This is a genomic window from Pseudomonas sp. R3-57 (assembly GCF_051132065.1).
In the GTDB taxonomy this organism is placed as follows: Bacteria; Pseudomonadota; Gammaproteobacteria; order Pseudomonadales; family Pseudomonadaceae; genus Aquipseudomonas.
The window spans coordinates 3,091,069-3,109,000 of sequence record NZ_CP071655.1; the positions used below are offsets into that span (position 1 = coordinate 3,091,069).

Sequence of the window (17,932 nt, forward strand, 5' to 3'; positions counted from 1 at the left end):
ACGATTTGCGCTCTCCGGCGGTAGTGATCTCAAGAGATGATCGACGTTTCAGTTAACCTATCACCCTACTAGCTGCAGGTCGCCAGATCGACAATCTGCAGGTGGAAATCGACGATGCCAAGTTTTTGGGCGTAATGCCAATGCGCTAAGCCTTCGCCAGGTTTTTATGAAATCTACTTAAGAGCAAAATCCTCCTCACTGCTGTATTCGTACCTCAAGAAGAAGTTAATGCAATTTCATCTACAAGTAGCTGCAAATGATGTACATCTTCTAATGATGGTCTCGGCCCGCTGGTTGAATGCACAATGCTGTTACGCATATAAAACAACTTTTCCAACTTGGTGAGATCCTTACGATCAACCAACCCGAGGATGACGGCATCCCTAATCTGCGACATGGGAGACTTGACGACTTTAGCCGCCACTGGCTTGCTTCCCTCAGTCAGCTCTTCAACACTGGCCTCCCTAATAACCCCCTCAAGCGCTGCCCATGCTAAAACGAATGCGGCCTCGCTTAGCTCTGGGAGTTGAAGAGCAGGATGCCGCGATTTACTTAGGAGTTCCTGCCATCGCTCACTAACTGGGGGTACAGGCACAGAGGATTTATTTCTTGGATTAGTAAGAACGAAGAGAAACTGCCATTTAGGCCGGCTATTCACCAATTCCGAAATCCGGGAAATATACTTGTCGTGACGCACCGTCTTAGAAGTCTTTACTTCTATGACGAGATTTTCTTTATCTGAAGTCGCTATAAGGTCGGGCATGTACCCCTCACCTCGCAGAAACAATGGCAGATCATTGTCTGATTGCGGATACACAATTGTGTAACCCTTCTTTGTGTATTCGTTAGCAAGTTCGCGAACACGTTGCAATTCGCGATTAGCCTGTTCAATATTCATGTGTCGAGTACTCCATCATGAGGACATTCCTCAACTCGTATGTGAAGAAATTCCTGTCCATCTGAGAAAGCCTTAAGTAGAACTCCAGATGCTCCTTTGATCTGGTATGAACCATTCAATGGACGCTTACGGGACTTCGTTTCTTGACACTGTGCGTCATCCACATAAACCAGGCCATTCAAAGCATCTTGCAGAGGTTTGATTATGTTATCAACGTCAGGAGTGTCACCCTCATAGTAATACGTGGTGGAAAAACGAACGGGCACATCCACAGCGTCTTCCCCCACCTCCCAGAGTTCGGTAGCTGCTCGCCGCACTTCGGCTTTCCAGTCTTGAAGCCGTTGCCGGTTCTTCGTCTGATGGGAGACAGGTGGCCCCTTGATAGTAAATTCGAAAGGGAGCATGAAGCGGGTTCCTAAGCGTAGGCCTGGATATCTGGCACAGGGTAAACTGATCCACCCGATTTGGCGGATGCGGGTTGGAAATATAGACCATGGCGTCATATCGCGCTTAGGATAGCAATCGACGATCTCGAAGGTCGGCGGTGACCTCAGTTCTGCGCGTCATCCCCAGCCCAATACCTTTTAGCATCACCTTTGCGTCTTCCTCTATCGCCGCTAGCGCATCGATATCGCTCTGCACCCTCATGTCGGCCTTCTGCCATTGTGAGGTCAGAGATACATAACCCGATTTTCCAAAATCACGCCAGCTGGCACATCCGCCGCTTAGTAAAGTGCGATACAGAGCTGCGGCGACACTACTGGCCTACTTGGAGCCATGGCGACAGCGATTAAGGGTGGCGCCAGTGGCTTCACGCGGTGCGAAAGGGCAACCTTTAGCCGAGCGCTAGCGCCCGAAGTGGCGATACCTTCATTAATAGCCATGCATCTGCGAGCATGTGGGTAAACATGCACTCCCCTCTAACAATCACCGCGCGTCATTTTGAATTAGTGATGACGACGGAGGCAGTCACGTTTCGAAGCTCCGTTCCACCGAAAATTCTCCATTGAATCCACTGCAACGGGCAATTCTTGCTCACCTCGCATCCACGCCATTTGTTTACGCATATTGACAGGTAGAATCCCGATTTTTTGGGTTGGAGTATCCGTATGACTGACGCTGATCGCGACAAGGTTGAAGACAAAGAAAAAACTGAACACCTCTACCAAACTGCAGAACAATACTACGCAATGGTAAAGGCTCACCGTAGGCAGCAACGCGCTATCAGGTTTCGTCAGATGAACCCTTTGGCATGGTATTTTGACGAACTCCCTGCTCAGGACATGTACAAAAGCTCACTCGCAAATCAGCGGTCAACTCGACAAGAGGTCAGGTACCATTGGCTGAGACAGCGAACAGGTTGGATATTCTGGTCTCAGCTGAAAACCACCACTGCAGTGAGATTTGCTGCTTTCGGAGGTTTGATGAGCGCCTTCTACCAAGCTGCTCCCGGGTTACACGGTGACGCAGGAGACGCCGCTGCTCCGCTGCGGTGGCTTTTGCTGGCAGGAATGACTTATTTGTTAGCCGTACTCTGGTACGAGATCTGGTGTCCTCTCCTGTTGAAACAGGCGATTTCCTCAAAGCCAGGTCTTCTCGAGCATCAATCGAGCGCCTGGCTTCGTACCTTGGTCGAAGACGAACTACGACGATGGTGGAGCAAGCGCGATTGGTGGCCACATCCTGACCTGCTTGATACACGAAAGTCAGAAGATGAGACGGCCCTCGTCATCATGTCGGGATATGGAGTACCTGCGTTCGCAGGGTTCGACTGTTATGCCTGCGCTCATATTGAGCGTGCACTATTCGAATACCGAAATTTACGGAAGGTCACTATCTGGCGAGCGGGTGATCATCCATCTGAATACGAAGAGTTCACGCCGATGTATGGCCACGAGGGAAGCCGACCTTGGATGAGTCGCTTGACGATTCGCTCTTTAAACGAGTACGACGCTGAACATAATCCCAAGTTGAAAGCGGGTGATCTCGTCGTGGAGTGGCACAGATGCTCACTCAACATTTCTTCCAACCTTCCTAGCCGTAGATCCGTAAATATTCGCTACGAAGCTGAAGGATTGGATGAGCTGTTCTCGGATCATGCAGGGGCTCTAGCGATGGCTCAAACCATCGCATTTTGGCAGAACACGATGCATCCGATTCGTCGACTGATCCTGATCGTGCTGTACCTCATGAGTGGCGTCTTTTTCACATCGTTTGTAGTGCTTCAGCTACAGATCCTTCTTCCCAAAATGTTTTGATTTGCCCTCAGCTGTAGGGAGTGATTTAGCTTGCTTGTTTCCCCACATGCGGCCCCACCCTCGCCAGCTACAGACGACTGGATCCTTTGGAGGGCGCTCATTGTTGTATCCGAGCGCCCTCGTCATTTCCGAAGCGGATCCCCCTACCACGAAGATATTTCCCCAGAAATGATAGCGCTCATCGCCCTCAAGCTTGAGGGAAAATACAGGGAACATTGTCGAGAAACGATCAACGAATGTTTTCGAGACACTTGAAAGTCCCTTATGGCTTATCACCAAATACATGGCATTTTTTGTCCGACTGGCCACAAGGTGATCACCGTGGGGTGTAGTCTTTGATGTCCAGGCTACCGTCCTAGGCCGTGAATGAAACAAGGGAGATCCGCAAAATGCGTTATGCAAATTCAGTGATGACGACTTACTACGATGGCCTCGCAGGGTGTGAAGAGGAGCCTTGCGTGGTGATCATTCGGGATAAAGAAATAGTGGTCGAATACCTACGTAAGGGCCGTCCGTCAACGTATCGGGGTGAGCTAGAGGGTGAACAATACCATCTACATTACTTTCCCCAGGTCGAAGGTTTCGTCGGAGAAGCCTACCTCAGTCGATCCGAGGGGAATTTGCTGGATGGCACATGGAACGAAATTGAAAACGGCTCAGGAGGAGGAGGCACTTGGGACATCGAATTGAACGAGTGAGCTGTAAGAGATCGATAATCACCTCCCTGATGATTGTGGCTATGCAGTGTTCCGGGTTATAGGCGATTCGTTATTGTCAGTGAGCAATTAAATCGACATAGGTGGTGCGGTTAATCTCAACAACCTACGAGCAAGGTCTCATATCCATGAGCATAGAAGCAAAGCTCCTTCACCTTCAGGCCATCCAAAACCTCCTTGCGCCATACCGCTATCTGTATTGCGTAGACCTTGAGGCAACCTGTGATGACGTTGGTGAGTCGGAATCAGCAAGACTGCTCGTACTCGCCGCTCATCAGATGGAAACGATCGAAATTGGCCTAGTGGTAATAGATCTGGAGACGCTTGAGATTGTCGATGAGTTCCAGCGTTTCGTTCGACCGCAGATCGATCCTATCCTGACTGACTTCTGCAAAAAGCTGGCGTCCATACACCAAGCGGATGTGGACGGTGCAGGAACCTAAGTGAAGATTGGCCAGGAGTAAGGAACGGTTATTGCGCGCTATCCAAACGCTGCTTAGGCATCGTGGGGTCACTAATGATGCAAGGCAGCTAGCGCGAGACGCGGGGCTCGCTTCGTGCCCTGACCTACTAGAAGGCTCGCCCCATTTCAATGTCAGGAAATGGCATGCAGCCTTGTATGACAATCGACCGATCACTTAAGCAAACGGTAGAGTCGTTGGGCTTGGTTTGGCAGGGTACCTATCATCGAGGGATCGATGATGCAAGAAATGTTGCCGTCCTCGTAAAGGAAATGCTCGGTTGATTAGGTCAGCCGGGGCTAGTGGCCCCAAGAAACGACTAAAAAGATCCGTTATAGAGATCAATAGCCTCGGCCAGCGTCTTGGTTAAAGAGATTTCTGAATCAATAGTTGAGAAACGCATGCGCGCCCCGCTTCCCCATCACCAACAGGACACCTAAGTTAGGGGAGATCTTTCACCCTGGTGTAGGTCTTCCCACTAATGATGCTCCGGATCTGGTCGACTTTCGCTCCAGTTCTCTCTGCTATTTCTTCCAAAGCATGACTGGTGGCTAAGTCACGTATAGCCGTGATCTGAGAGACCGAGAGGCGGTCTGAGCGGCTACATATCTGGGCGGCAGCCCACGCCTCATCTTGCCACCTTTCGATGAGAGTTATGGGAGGAAGGCTTTCTCCTTGATGATCACTCAACCACGCATCTAGGAAACCGTCTCTTTCATCCGGCGCAGCGACCACTCCCTTACTAAGTATCGAGTGTTCCCTGAGGTATCGAAGGCCCGCCCTACCGCCAGGGATCATGTTGAGGCGTCGCTCATCGTCCCAATGGCCATCAATCAAAAATTTTTCGGTGTTGTAGAGTTTATCGAGGTCGTCAGTGATCGCCATCACCTTGTGATGGATGTAGGTAATTCTGCCCGCCTCTCTCTCTTCTCTGAATTTGCGATGAAAATGCAAATTACTGTCCTTTTCCACTGCTCGAAGATGTTCAGCCCACCTCGTCTGCCATCGCCGCTTTGTGATCCCAACGTAGAAGAAACCATCATCGGGATAAGAGTTACCCATTCCGAAGATATGCTGATAAAGCGCATACGCCTTATCAGGCCATCGCTCCGGCGACAGTAGGTAATGTGCGGGGATGGTAAACACGATGCTTGGAGTCTTGACCCCGAGGATATGTCCCCCGAACTGTAATCTCCTGGCGGCAATGAGGAGCGCCTCATCGGTCACTACATCCAGCCGGATCAATGGCCCTATTGCAACTTCGTTCTCAGCGAGTGGACGCCCCGACGCAAACTCCCTTGCACCTACGAATCTATGCCCAACCCGTACCGGACTCAGGGGGACAATAAAAATCGGCTGATTCCCAAGGGCAACGAGGTGCACCACCGGAATAATTTGGCCGGGAAGAAGCCTTATTGCTTGCCCAGGCTTTCGGGCGACGCTCAACCAGTGCTGCCCATAATCGGTCTCGCACCAGCGCGACAACTCCTGCTCCACTTCTCTTAATCGACGATGCATCGACTTGGGAGCTAGATGCTCCCACCAGAGGCGATTCAATCTGACCATCGAGCTATGATCCTCTGAGTTGTCAACTGGTCGTTCACCCCCAATGCGGCGAGTCCCTAAACTCCGCCGCCTTTGACGCATTGCAAGTAGGTCAGCCCAGCATGTTCTCTTCACCGTCGATCTGACTAGCCTCCGCCTGATTGGCTTCGATGGCTTTGACCGCGGCAGCTCCTCCTCGCTTGCTGAGGTCTATGCCGATGACCTTGATATCTTCAATGTTAAGAAACCTTGAAGCGATGACCAGCCAGTGGTCTTGCAGTGCGATGACTAGATCATTAAACCCGACCCGGCCTTTGGTGGGCGTCATCCACGTTTCCTGACCACCATGGTTTACCAGCAAGAAGATGCCGCAGCTTGAGCTAATATCGCGGAGGTAATCCCCGCAGAGTTGGTTCTCGAGCCGTTCGAAATGCTCGGGGCCGCTCCAGTTCTGTGAAAGCTTAAGCTCGACAGGCACGGGCGCATAGGATTGACTGTTTTGGAATCGATAATCAGGCCTTTTGTCATCGGCAAGCTGCTCTTCCTGCGGAATAACGTACCGACCTGCCGCGCGATCTCTCAACCATTTACCGATGAATTTACGAATGGAAGTCTCCTGATTAGTCAGGAGCAATATTTCTGCATAGCTGGAGTCGCTATCTTCTAAGTCGTGCTTTAAGTCTAACAGGCGATCGGCAGCGAGATTCCAGAGCTCACGATGGGTGGACGGTGTGCTTTCTAGCGACTCATGGAATTCCACGACCTTCGCTGGTTCCCAAGCTGGCGTCTGAGAATCAGCCGTAGCTTTCTGTTGAGCGTAAAAGGCGCTCCAGGGCCGTAACGGCTCTGCAGGGTGGGCCTGCGCGATATCCTGCAATGCTAGAAATGCTTCTTTTCCGGGCGCTTCCCGGATAAATGCTAAAAAACCATCACGGGCACGTTGGGCGTCGTCCCTAAGTCCGGGCGAATAGGCACCTTTTCCTGCACGATCAATATCCTCCGCAATACGTATATAGGTGTGCATCATCAGATACAGCGCCTTCGCATGCTCAACGGTTTTGTAATTCTGCCGACAGCGACTGGCAGTGCGGCTTCCAACAATGGCAAGCGCGCAGAGGCAAATTTGGCTTTTTCTTCATCAGACGACAGAGAGTCGAGAAAAGATGCCAGTGCCGGGATAGCAATCACCGGCTCAACTCCAACCCACGCAGCGTACCATGTCGGTGCGAGTTCTAGATTGACCTCCTCTACGGCTTGCGTGCTGGCGAGTCTGGCCAACGCTTCATCATCGACCGAAGACTCCTGCACAATGCTAAGTAAGGACTGTAGCGACTCCAGGTCGCCGATCGGCTGTAAGAGCCTAGCCATGAGCGGAACAGCTAACTCACTGAACAGCCAACCACCTCCCCAGCGTACCCTCTGTAACATGCGACCACCGCCTGCTTCCGGACGCGACGCGTCCAGCTCGTAATCAATTTCACGCATTACTATCTTTTGGATAAGGCTCGGATATAGCCCCATAAGTGCAGGGAACCACTCAGGAAAACCGTTAAGTTCAAGCAGCCCATAACGAATCGCGTACTCAGCATTCTCGGTGGACATTTTTGCGAAACTGGATGCCTCCTCTTTGGCTTCGATCGCGAGGCCCGTTAATCCAAAAATGACTTGGTAGGGAGTCGAATTGGCAGCTGCGCCCTCGGATGGGAGCGTTGGACGATAGCTCCGCCAGAAATCAATGGCGCCGACACGAAATGCTTGAGCGACAGGCATCCCGAACTCAGTTATGAGCGACTGCCAATTTCCGCTGCTCCACTTGTTTGAAGACGATGAGCCATCCCGCATTTGCTCCATCAAATACGCTTGGCTTCGAGTCATCACGCCTGGCTCACGGCTGTTTATCAGTTCCACTTCAGCGGCGAGCCCTTCACGCCAAGAGCGAAGACGTTCTGCGTCTTCGGCAGTGCGTTGAGCATCCTGCTTCTTCCACTCAGCCTGTTTTATCTCCCATTCATCAATTTCTTGCTCTGGTGGATTCAATAAAACTTCGACTCGCTCGCAAAGCTCGTCACTTCCTATAACAGCTTGCCTAAGTTGGATTGCCCATAAAGACGGTTTGTCATGCTCCATATAGATGTTGGAGGCCATGCTGAGCGCCATCAAACGATCATGCATATTTGTGATGTTCACGACTTGGTCGCAAGCAACGCTGAAATTCTTCTTATTAAGCGACCAGAATGGCCGGAAGCCACGCAACTGCCAGACGTTAGTGACGGGTTCCCCGCGATGGACTCGGCCCACACGAGCCAGTGCAACGTCGTACCAGAACAGGTTGTAATCAAGCTCCGGCCAAGACGGCACCATCTCCCTAAGTTTTTCGCCGAGCTCTCGAACATCACGCTCTTCATAAACCTGCGCTTGGGCGAGCTTGCTCAAGACCGCAAGAGACGATTCATCAAGCGCAAATGGGTGCCGTGCTTGAATCAAACGCAGCACAGCTAAGCCGGCAATTTCCGCAAGCCAGCTGTACCTTTTAGAGACAGTGCTGAAGCCTTGCTCTGTCATCGGAGGCTTGTCTAAAAGCATACCTAGACCAGCTATAAGGGCTGGCAGGTCAGCCAACTGGCAGTCCGCCGTCAAGGATGAAAGCTTCACTGCCAGGGCGTCCCTGCCGCTATAACGCTGCTTCTTAGACGTTCTTTCAATTCCCTGCAGAAGCCAAGGTAGCCACTGGTTACCGAGCACAAATCCGTCAAGCAGTTCAGCTAGCCATTCCCGATTAACTTTGGAAGTTCCTGCTAAGAGTCCTAGGCGCACTTCAGCGACATCCTGAGCCGTCCCTAAGTCGATAATCGCTCGGATTGCTGCAAGGCGTACATGTTTGTGAAGAGAATAGAGGGCAAATTGCTTCGTTTCTGCAAGAGCACCGACCACCTCGCCTTGCCATACCATTCGTAAAAGAAACCATGCGATGTCATCGTTGCTGCGGTAAAGCGTCAGTAGTTCTTTAATGTCTTCGGTAAGATCATGGTGCGCAAACCGCTGCACTGCCGAATAGTCGGTCACCGTCCAGCTGTGAGCCGGTAGTGCTAAGTGCTCGCATGCTTTACGCAGTACTCTTCGGCGCGTACTCAGGGGAAGCTGCCCAGGATCCCCTCCCTCAAAAAACACCTCTGGAGCGATCTCTTCCAGTCGCGTACGGATTGGTTCATCCAAAAGTGCAAGCCAAGGGAGAACCGGACGCATCGAAGGATTGATTACCTCCAGCCCGTATTGTGTGCGGAAGAACAGATTCTCAATCTTCACCCGGGAAGCTGCACCGCGTATCAGCTCGTTTAGCCACTCTGCAGTTAAGTATTCCCGAACGGTACGATGGTGAAAACGAACTGTTCCATAAATGCCCGGTTCGAAAATAGGCCGGCTGAGTAGAGCTCCCGCTTCAGCATCGTTCCAGTCCCTAAGCACACCGCGAATCGGAATTCCCTTTCTATGGGCGTCACCATCAGGGACACAGATCACAGAAATCTGTCCCAACGTCGCAGCGGCAGCTATGAGGCGTGCTCCGTCACGCAGTTTCTCTGGAGCTATAGGCCTGAACTCTGCGCGATTTTGGTCACGCTCCTCAAGACGGCGATCAATGCTGCTTTTCATCAGCTCCAAGCGTGTGCCTATCCTCTTGTGCTGATGCCAAAAGTCGACGAGTTCCAAAAAATCCAAGGGCCGCGTGGTCAATGACCAAGCCTCTCTACGTTCAACCTCGGCAAGAAACGCCTTGAAGTCTTGGACGCCGGTGGCAGCTAGGAAGCGATCAATCTGGTCGCCATGGATATCGTCTAATGTCACTACGAGAAACGACTCATCTGGCTCTGGTTCGGCATCGGCTGTTTGTAATGCGTATTCAAGCCCACCAGTTGGCGTGAGCTTTGTTTGCCTTGCTAGGGATTCGAACTCAAAAGCTCTCTTGCAAATAGCTAGATCCGTGCTCGCTCGCCAAGCCGTGCTACGTCCAGTGATAACTATGTGCGCATGCGCACCAGCTCGTCGAATTACACGACCAAGCTTTTGGATAGCGCGCTCAAAATCTCTTGGATCCTTTAGTCGAGCCTCGTCTACTGAATCCAAAAGTAGCCAGCCTTCGGAGCCTGAATCAAGCCAACTTTCAAATGCATCGAGTAACTCCTCCTCTATCGCCTCTTCCAACCCAAGGCTTACGTTTTCAATCCGTAGAAAAAATGCGTTTTTTCCTTCACTTCGAAGCTGTCGAGTGACATTACGGATTTCAGCCGTTTTGCCGGAGCCCGCCTCGGACAGAAGTATTACTCGATGATGGGCGAGCAAGTCTGGCCAGCGAAGATCCCCGTGACTGCTATGCCTACCGCTCAGATCTGAGTCGTCGGACAAAACGTCGTTGACAGGAATTACGGAAAAAGTGCGGTCAAGGTCAACGAAGGAGGCCGAGTGCTTGGTCATAGAGAGTCTCAACGCAATCAGGAGCAGCCCCGACAGTGGGCTGCACACGCAGCGTCATCGTAACCGAAATACCACCCCCATCGGCGCTGCCTGTGGGGGCGACTCAGGCAACTCTTTACTTCCAGCGTGTTCTCTTCAAATAATCCTCCCTGTGGCTCACCCTTACCATATCGGCTGCAAGGAAATTTGACCTCGCCAGCCTTAAACATCGGCAACGATTTTGCGTATAACGGAACATAATAATGAAAATGTTTACCGCGTCGCTCTATCGCTCCTGAGTACCATCTTCGGAATAGGTTCTAACGTTAATCCATGCGCGCTCTTGACTGTAGTAAAACTCGTCTCCAACTGAAAATACCCATTATGCATGGGATATGACCAGCCCCTACTGGAGGCAGTTTTTACTGCCGTTACAACTGCTCGAAACGGAAAACGCTATTTTTTTTGAGGAAGTAGACCTCGCAATATCATTATGGCATCATTCGACTCATTCGCGATAGATAATCATTTGTATACCTAAGACAACCAAAAAAAACCTCATACCCACCTCCAACAAAAAAACCCATATGGAGAAGAAAATTGGATTCAGAATCAAATGTTCAGCCAATTAAATCGAAGGAGACGACTACTAAAGAGGAGGCTTATCTTCGCGAACAAAAACTTGCGATAGAAAGCATCAAAGTTGGCAAAGAGTGTCCGACCGGCTGCATGGTAAAAAAAATATATGCGCGGGGCGACGAACATGTAATTTACGAAATCGACTCCGAGAACTCAATTGAGTCAATTCGAGTATACATACATACGAAAATAGAAGAGGACATTACTCCCCTTTCTAATTTTCAGAAAGTAAAAGATCGTTTTGATAAAACAAAGTCATCTATCTTCAAATACAGCGCAAACTCCTCATACAAGCAACGCGCCGCCTCCGCACTTGTTACCGCTATCATGGGGGATGTTGAAGAGGCTAACAAGATTTTTGACAATATCGAAAGTGATGCAAAGGCGGATTTTCAACAGAGAGTTTACGGTAGAATATTTTACTTGCTGGGAGCTATGATTCTAGGAGCGCTAATTTGTATAGCCGCCCTGCTAGCGCATGTATGGCGGGGAGAAGTGTTTTTCACCAGCAATAGTATTCTATTGCATTTCTTGTATGCAGCAGCCTATGCATCTGCAGGTGGTTTTTTCTCTGTCTCGCTCAAAGCGAAGGACATTTGGGCACAACAAGCAATCAATAATTGGATGTACGCCATATATGGGGCTGAACGTCTCATTATTTCAGCCATCGCAGGCGTAATAACCTACACCACCATTAAATCAGGCTTGATTTTTTCATTCATTGAAACAAGTGATTCCGCAGCATATCTAATGCTTTCCATTTGTTTTCTGTCCGGATTTAGCGAATCTCTAATACCCAATTACATGGGAAAACTAGAAAAAGAAGCCTGAATTATTCATGCGGGTGACATATCGTACCAGCCACCCTACGTAAAGCAGAATGGCTTGTATCACCCGCAACTTACCACGACCACCTATGATGCTTACCTTAGCTTCGTCGATATCATTGTTTGTCCAATATTGGGCTTTAACGTATCGATCCACAATACATCGATTGTCAGAAGGCGGCCTACCTAAGCACGGGAATAAGGAGTATTATTATTCTCGGTACTTCGAAGAGATCACTAACATTACCCAATCGGCGCTGATCTCCAACGAGCTACTTCATAATATATATTCTTAGGCCGACGTAGCTGTTTTAAACTGCGATACCCTAGCAGCGAGAGCGCGATGCAGGATTCTCTGCGCGCCCTTCCCTGCTCTCTGGTCTGCAGCATTTCAACGTCAGGAAATGGCGTAAAGGCCTATACAATGATCAGCCGAAAATTCTGAAGCTGACGGTCGAGTCGTTGGGCCTCGTTTGGCAAGGCACTTATCATCGGGGTATCGACGATGCGAGGAATGTGGCCTCGATCGTGAAGGAAATGCTGGGCTAGAAACGAGCCGGGCCTTGGGCCCGAAGATGCGACTGCCCTTCTCAGGCGCAGCAGTCAGAACGAATAATTCACTGATGATCTGCGCAGCTAAGCAGTAGCCATCTCACCCAATGATCGGCGTCTCAATGAATCGATCAGCCGACTCCATGTGGGTGGCTAGGTCGACGATCTGTCGAAGAACAATCACCACCTCAAGCTTGTGTGCATCGTCGGGCAGCCCTATCCGTTTTAGCATCGCCTTTGCGTCTTCCTCAATCGCCGCTAGCGCATCGATATCATTCTGTAACCTCATGTCGGCCTCCTGCCAATGTGAGTTCAAAATAGATAGCCCACCTCTTCGCATCACGCCAGCCGAGACATGCGCCGCTTCCGAGCTCCCCTCCCCGCGTCGCCCCGCCCCGCCCGCTCCGCCCGCTCCGCCCGCTCCGCCCGCGAGGTCTGCCAGGCCCAGATCTTCGCGTCGAGAAGTAGTTAGGTAGCCCTCACGATATTTTCACATGCTTCGGCGTACGGTGAAGTCAGCTCCTTACGATTCACAGCCCGCGCTCCCCATCGCGGGCTTTTTTTTGCCCGCAATATTGCGGCGAGTCACCTGAAGCAAACCTGACTTACGCAACGTGAGCTTGGTGGAGGCTCATATTGGTCAGGTAGTACGTAGCTCAGGTGGGAGAGGTCTACGAGAGCGCAAAGACCGATTGGGGCGCTACGCCAACAACAGTCATCTCATCGTTTGTTTCAGGCTCATCCGCGATTATTGTCTGAATGCATAACAGTCTTTCCCAAATTCGCGTCTATTTCCCCATGGCCCGGCGGGAATAAAGTTTGTTCTGTCAGCGCAGCAAACCACTTACAGCCAGCAGTTGCACAACTGGCGAGTACGTCGATTGAATGGTCAGCAAACAATAGTTTTCGCTCAGAGAGATCACTAACTCCGTGCGTCTCTTCGACCAAGTTTCGATTGCCCATACAGAAATTTAACTATTAAAGGAAAGCTCCCATGAAAGCTCCAGTAGCAACGATCGCACTTTTTGGCTTTAGCGCTATGGTTATGGCGCAGGAAGGCCCTGCTTCAGTGCAAGTCCAACAAGTTCCTGTTGAGCAGTACAGCTACTCCACGCATCTCGACGTTGCCAAGGTAATCTCTCAAACTGAAGTCGCCGATGTGTGCGGTGTGGTACCGATGCGCATGACATATGAAGACTCACAAGGCAAACAGCATATTTTGGCATACGAAGTGATGGGCAGTGGCTGCAGCAATGGCTAATTGATTAGAACTTTAAATAACTGCGTCTCAGTTTTTACACTGAGGCGCAAAACAAATTAAATACTTCTAACTTTTGGTTTTCGTCTGCGAGGCGATTCATGCCTAGCATTATGTAACTTTGCCCCACTGCAACAACAATACCTCTTCAAGCCTTAATTGGCTTTCTTCAAGCAATGAGTTCCTGAGCGGTATTCATCAGCTCGGTACCTACCCGATTTTTTAACGTATCGATGAAGCGAGCGATTTTTGCATCAATGAACTGGCGTGATGTGTAGACGGCGTAAACGTTGCGTTCGTAGGTATGATACTCGGGCAAAACACGCACTAGCCTGCCTGAACGCAAATCCTCAATGGCTGAAAAACCGGCCAGTAAACCTATGCCTGCTCCCTCTCGAATGGCGACCGCCATTGCGTCCATATCATTGACCCTGAAACTCGGGCCTTTGGGGGCAAATGTGGCATCCCCGGTCTTGCTCTTCAATTGCCATTCATCCCGCACGTAATCGACGGTGCCCAACAGCAAACAATGATGATCGTTGAGATCCTCTGGCGTCGCAGGGGCAGCGTGTCGCTCCAGATACTCTGGAGACGCAACCAGCACACAATGGCTTACTCCGATTTTTTGGCTGACGTACGCTGAGTCAGGCAGCGTTCGAGCAATTAGTATCGAAACGTCCAGTTGGTCTTCTAGAAGGTTAGGCATTCGCTGAGAAAGCATTAAATCCACGGTAACATCGGTGAATTCTCTGCGGTACTCCAGCACGGCAGAGGTGACCAGTTGCCGCGCAAGCCCCGGCACACAATGCACACGCAATGTTCCCCTAGGTTTCAACGCCGCGTTACTCGCCTCCGCCTCTGCATTTTCAAGGTCTTCCAGAATTTTGGTACAGCGCTCATAGAAGCGCCGGCCAGCGTCTGTCACCGAAAGCCGGCGGGTCGATCGCTGCAACAGGCGAGTGTCGAGCACGTTTTCAAGCGCGGAAACCGCACGCGAGACGTTGCCAACCGTAGAGTCCAGATGGTTTGCCACAGCAGTGAAACTGCCCATCTCAACAACTTTGACGTACACGGACATGTTCGTAAGCTTATCCATCCAACTCTACCTATCGATCTAATTCCAAGCGTTCTTCACTTCAGAAGTACGCAACCCTAGAACCATTGAAACCTTGAGCCTCGAGCCGGACTGCCTTCACCGCGTAACGTGGGCGGTGATTGCAGATGCTACACGCTCCTGGCTGCGCTCGATATTACCTCCAGACACAACAATGATTCCCTCCTTGCCGGCTAAATCAAACGGCTCGTACTCCATAGACTTGGTTGCACAGGGCGCCTGAACAAGCACTGCAGGCTGACAACCCAGGCGCCGAGTTTTGTACGAACTATTGATAGACCAACCGAAGGGCAAACCCATGAACACGTCTTACGACCCGCTTTATCTTTTTATCGGTGGTGAATGGATCAGTGCCGAAGGGCGCGCAACCGCCGCTGTCGTTAACCCGGCAACCGCAGGTGAGATAGGGCGCGTTCCACTCGCCACAGCAAGCGACCTTGATCACGCACTCGAAGTGGCAAAACTGAGCTTTGAACAATGGCGCCATACCGTCCCTGACCAGCGCGCAAAGATTCTCAAACGGGCCGCCGATCTCATCCTGGAACGGGCCCCACATATTGCCGAGCAAATGACACTTGAAGAAGGCAAACCGCTTGGGGAAAGCCTGGATGAAGTAACGCGTGCGGCTGAATACTTCGAGTGGTTTGCCGAAAGCGCCCGCCGTATTGATGGCCGTGTAGTCCCGGCCAACCGTCCCGGTGTGCTGCAAATGGTAAAACGCCAAGCCATCGGCCCCGTTGCTGCATTCACGCCTTGGAATTTTCCGGCTATTACCCCAGCTCGGAAACTCTCGGCGGCACTGGCCGCAGGTTGCAGTGTCATCCTCAAACCCGGTGAAGAAAGCCCGTCCACAGCGCTGGCCCTGGCACGAGCTCTAGATGACGCAGGATTGCCTAAAGGAGTGCTGCAGGTAGTGTTTGGCGTGCCGGATCAAGTGTCCAGCCACCTGATCGCTTCCTCCATCATCCGCAAGGTGACCTTCACAGGTTCTGTACCCATCGGTCGGCTGCTTTCAGCCCGCGCTGCCGAGGGCGTCAAGCCGATCACCCTTGAATTGGGAGGCCATGGGCCGGTGTTGGTATTCGATGACGCAGACATCGAAAAAGCAGCCGTCGAAGGTGTTGCCAATCGGTTTCGCGGGACTGGTCAAGTCTGCATCTCGTCAACGCGGTTTCTTATCCAGCGTGGCGCCTATCAAAGATTTGTAGATCACTTTGTGACGGCCACCCTCGCGTTGAAAATCGGTGATGGCCGGACGCCTGGCACCCAGGTCGGGCCGCTAGCCAATCCAAGGCAGCTCGCCAAGATGGAAGAGCTGGTGGCTGACGCCGTTGCCAAAGGTGCACGCGTATTGGCCGGTGGTAAGCGCCTGGAATGCAGCGGCTACTTTTTTGAGCCCACCGTGTTGGCGGATGTACCTATGAACGCCCGAGTCATGCATGAAGAACCATTCGGGCCAATCGCCGTGATGATGCCATTCGATCACTTGGCTGATGGTTTGAAGGAGGCTAATCGCCTGCCATACGGGCTTTCAGCCTATGCGTTCACTTCTAGCGCTCGGACTGCCATAGATGTCGCTGACGGGTTAGAGGCCGGGATGATCGGTATCAACCAATACCGCATCGTCGCCACAGAACTTCCTTTCGGCGGCATGAAAGAAAGTGGCCATGGATCGGAAGGTGGCATTGAAGGCATCGAGCATTACCTCACCAACAAATTCATCAGCCAGGTTTAAGGAAGCATCATCATGTCCAATATCAATTTCAGCAGCCCTCGTGAAGCAGCCCGGGCGTTTACACCAAAGCTTTCGCAATTCGTTGATTCGACGCTGTACCCGCAGATATGGAGCGATCCGGCATTGTCACCACGCGACCGGAGCTTGATCACAGTGGCCGCATTGATTGCCGGTGGTCACTCTGAAGAGTTGCCTGCGCATCTGCGAAGGGCTTTGAACAATGGGGTCACCCATGACGAAATCGCCGCCGCGATAACTCACCTGGCTTTCTACGTAGGCTTTCCAGGCGCCATTACCGCATCTGCTATCGCCAATGCCACCTTCACCGAACCGGAGAAAAACTGATCATGAAAGCAATCAGCATTAAAGAGTTCGGCGCGGCGGACGTACTTGAGCTAGCAGATGCTCCCAATCCTGAAGTACGCCCGACTGACTTGCTGGTAAGGGTTTATGCCGCTGGTGTGAACCGTGCAGATCTGACTCACCGAACCGGCGGCTATGGTCATCCTAATTTTGGTGATTCACTGATCATCGGGCTGGAGATCGCAGGTGAGGTAATCGCCAAGGGTGATCTGGTCTCGGGCTTCGAAGTCGGTGATAGAGTGATGGGCGTCGTTGGAGGTGGGGCCTATGCCGAGCTTGCACGCATCGACTACCGCATGGCCATGCTGATACCTGCGCAGTTGGACTATGTCCACGCAGCGGCTATTCCCGAGGTCTTCGTCACCGCCCATGAAGCAATGATGCACCTGGCTCGGCTTAAGTCTGGCGACTCGGTATTAATCCATGCCGCTGCGGGTGGGGTGGGGTCTGCCGCTGTCCAACTTGCATACGCCACCGGAGCCACGGTGTATGCGACAACCGAAGGCAGCAAGCTGGCGCGTGTCGAGCATTTAGGCGCGGATGTCGCCATTGACTACAAGACGCAGGACTTTGCAGAAGTAATCGCGGACAGAACCAATGGCCGAGGGGTTGATGTCGTCATTGATTTTGTTGGCGAGCCCTACTTTGCACGCAACATCGCATCACTTGCTCATGGAGGCCGGCTTGTCCAGGTCGGCATCTTGGGCGGAGGCGGCAAGGTCAGCGTCGAGTTGGAGCATATCCTTTACCGCCACTTGCAAATCATCGGTACTGTCATGAAGTCCCGCACACAGCCAGAGAAGCACGACATGATCAAGCGCTTCCGCGAGCATTGGCTTGATCGCTTCGATGGCGCTGGAAGTCTGGAGCCGGTAGTTGATAGCACTTTTCCGCTGTCACGAGCTGCCGATGCCCATCGCCGAATGGAGTCTTCCGAAAATGTTGGAAAAATCATCCTGACTATGCAACCTGCTGACTTAGTTTAAGCGCGGTTTTGGATTGCGCTCTCCACAAAAAGGCCAAGATGCTGCTCAAGCATCTTGGCGTCAATTTTACGCGTCAGCCCCTCAGCTATCTCGGGAAAGGAATGACGCGAATTAGCTGTATTCCGTATTCGGCT

At 51.6% G+C, this 17,932-nt stretch carries 13 protein-coding genes and 1 pseudogene; 8 read left to right on the forward strand and 6 right to left on the reverse strand.

Going from position 1 to position 17,932, the window contains the following annotated elements:
- Positions 1–214: 214 nt before the first annotated feature.
- Both J3P93_RS13895 and J3P93_RS13900 read right to left on the reverse strand, forming a co-directional pair.
- Positions 215–898, reverse strand: coding sequence for a hypothetical protein (locus J3P93_RS13895; RefSeq protein ID WP_434588775.1), 684 nt, complete (start codon positions 896–898; stop codon positions 215–217).
- Positions 895–1,302, reverse strand: coding sequence for a RusA family crossover junction endodeoxyribonuclease (locus tag J3P93_RS13900; protein WP_434588777.1), 408 nt, complete (start codon positions 1,300–1,302; stop codon positions 895–897). The genes J3P93_RS13895 and J3P93_RS13900 overlap by 4 nt, the downstream gene beginning before the upstream one ends.
- Positions 1,303–2,007: 705 nt before the next feature.
- Between J3P93_RS13900 and J3P93_RS13905 the strand changes: the two genes are divergently transcribed.
- From J3P93_RS13905 to J3P93_RS13915, 3 genes are all read left to right on the forward strand, one after another.
- Positions 2,008–3,156 (forward strand): hypothetical protein, encoded by a 1,149-nt coding sequence (locus tag J3P93_RS13905; RefSeq protein ID WP_434588779.1) that lies wholly within the window; start codon positions 2,008–2,010, stop codon positions 3,154–3,156.
- Positions 3,157–3,545: 389 nt separating this feature from the next.
- Entirely contained in the window at positions 3,546–3,854 is a 309-nt protein-coding gene (locus J3P93_RS13910) for a hypothetical protein (protein ID WP_434588781.1), read from the forward strand.
- A 146-nt stretch (positions 3,855–4,000) separates the two neighbouring features.
- A complete protein-coding gene (locus J3P93_RS13915) occupies positions 4,001–4,315 on the forward strand; it encodes a 3'-5' exonuclease (RefSeq protein WP_434588783.1) in 315 nt (104 codons plus the stop codon).
- Positions 4,316–4,774: 459 nt separating this feature from the next.
- Here J3P93_RS13915 and J3P93_RS13920 read toward each other — a convergent pair whose 3' ends face one another.
- Positions 4,775–5,899, reverse strand: a complete 1,125-nt coding sequence (locus tag J3P93_RS13920; RefSeq protein ID WP_434588785.1) for a hypothetical protein — start codon at positions 5,897–5,899, stop codon at positions 4,775–4,777.
- A gap of 91 nt (positions 5,900–5,990) precedes the next feature.
- Positions 5,991–10,345, reverse strand: a pseudogene (locus J3P93_RS13925) (NACHT domain-containing protein).
- Positions 10,346–10,924: 579 nt separating this feature from the next.
- Between J3P93_RS13925 and J3P93_RS13930 the strand changes: the two are divergent.
- Positions 10,925–11,794, forward strand: a complete 870-nt coding sequence (locus J3P93_RS13930) for a hypothetical protein (protein ID WP_434588787.1) — start codon at positions 10,925–10,927, stop codon at positions 11,792–11,794.
- A 648-nt stretch (positions 11,795–12,442) separates the two neighbouring features.
- Here the strand turns inward: J3P93_RS13930 and J3P93_RS13935 are convergent.
- On the reverse strand, positions 12,443–12,631 hold the full coding sequence (locus J3P93_RS13935) for a hypothetical protein (RefSeq protein WP_434588789.1): 189 nt from the start codon (positions 12,629–12,631) through the stop codon (positions 12,443–12,445).
- 705 nt (positions 12,632–13,336) lie between these two features.
- On the opposite strand from J3P93_RS13935, the gene J3P93_RS13940 reads away from it, so the two are divergent.
- Positions 13,337–13,603: a DUF2790 domain-containing protein gene (locus tag J3P93_RS13940; RefSeq protein ID WP_434588791.1), complete on the forward strand. Its 267-nt coding sequence runs from the start codon at positions 13,337–13,339 to the stop codon at positions 13,601–13,603.
- A 166-nt stretch (positions 13,604–13,769) separates the two neighbouring features.
- Here J3P93_RS13940 and J3P93_RS13945 read toward each other — a convergent pair whose 3' ends face one another.
- A complete protein-coding gene (locus J3P93_RS13945; RefSeq protein WP_434588793.1) occupies positions 13,770–14,696 on the reverse strand; it encodes a LysR family transcriptional regulator in 927 nt (308 codons plus the stop codon).
- Positions 14,697–15,012: 316 nt separating this feature from the next.
- Here J3P93_RS13945 and J3P93_RS13950 point away from each other — a divergent pair, with 316 nt between their 5' ends.
- The 3 genes from J3P93_RS13950 to J3P93_RS13960 are packed head-to-tail and all read left to right on the forward strand — an operon-like array spanning position 15,013 to position 17,798.
- Positions 15,013–16,449, forward strand: coding sequence for an NAD-dependent succinate-semialdehyde dehydrogenase (locus J3P93_RS13950; RefSeq protein ID WP_434588795.1), 1,437 nt, complete (start codon positions 15,013–15,015; stop codon positions 16,447–16,449).
- A 12-nt stretch (positions 16,450–16,461) separates the two neighbouring features.
- Positions 16,462–16,794 (forward strand): carboxymuconolactone decarboxylase family protein, encoded by a 333-nt coding sequence (locus J3P93_RS13955; RefSeq protein WP_434588797.1) that lies wholly within the window; start codon positions 16,462–16,464, stop codon positions 16,792–16,794.
- Between the two features lie 2 nt (positions 16,795–16,796).
- Positions 16,797–17,798, forward strand: coding sequence for an NAD(P)H-quinone oxidoreductase (locus tag J3P93_RS13960; RefSeq protein WP_434588799.1), 1,002 nt, complete (start codon positions 16,797–16,799; stop codon positions 17,796–17,798).
- Positions 17,799–17,932 lie beyond the last annotated feature (134 nt).

Bases quoted from the DNA above. Each gene is read 5' to 3' on its own strand.
- J3P93_RS13955 (WP_434588797.1), top strand. From the start codon at position 16,462: ATGTCCAATATCAATTTCAGCAGCCCTCGTGAAGCAGCCCGGGCGTTT.
- J3P93_RS13895 (WP_434588775.1), bottom strand. From the start codon at position 898: ATGAATATTGAACAGGCTAATCGCGAATTGCAACGTGTTCGCGAACTT.
- J3P93_RS13910 (WP_434588781.1), top strand. From the start codon at position 3,546: ATGCGTTATGCAAATTCAGTGATGACGACTTACTACGATGGCCTCGCA.
- J3P93_RS13960 (WP_434588799.1), top strand. From the start codon at position 16,797: ATGAAAGCAATCAGCATTAAAGAGTTCGGCGCGGCGGACGTACTTGAG.
- J3P93_RS13905 (WP_434588779.1), top strand. From the start codon at position 2,008: ATGACTGACGCTGATCGCGACAAGGTTGAAGACAAAGAAAAAACTGAA.
- J3P93_RS13915 (WP_434588783.1), top strand. From the start codon at position 4,001: ATGAGCATAGAAGCAAAGCTCCTTCACCTTCAGGCCATCCAAAACCTC.
- J3P93_RS13940 (WP_434588791.1), top strand. From the start codon at position 13,337: ATGAAAGCTCCAGTAGCAACGATCGCACTTTTTGGCTTTAGCGCTATG.
- J3P93_RS13920 (WP_434588785.1), bottom strand. From the start codon at position 5,899: ATGGTCAGATTGAATCGCCTCTGGTGGGAGCATCTAGCTCCCAAGTCG.
- J3P93_RS13945 (WP_434588793.1), bottom strand. From the start codon at position 14,696: ATGGATAAGCTTACGAACATGTCCGTGTACGTCAAAGTTGTTGAGATG.
- J3P93_RS13900 (WP_434588777.1), bottom strand. From the start codon at position 1,302: ATGCTCCCTTTCGAATTTACTATCAAGGGGCCACCTGTCTCCCATCAG.
- J3P93_RS13935 (WP_434588789.1), bottom strand. From the start codon at position 12,631: ATGAGGTTACAGAATGATATCGATGCGCTAGCGGCGATTGAGGAAGAC.
- J3P93_RS13950 (WP_434588795.1), top strand. From the start codon at position 15,013: ATGAACACGTCTTACGACCCGCTTTATCTTTTTATCGGTGGTGAATGG.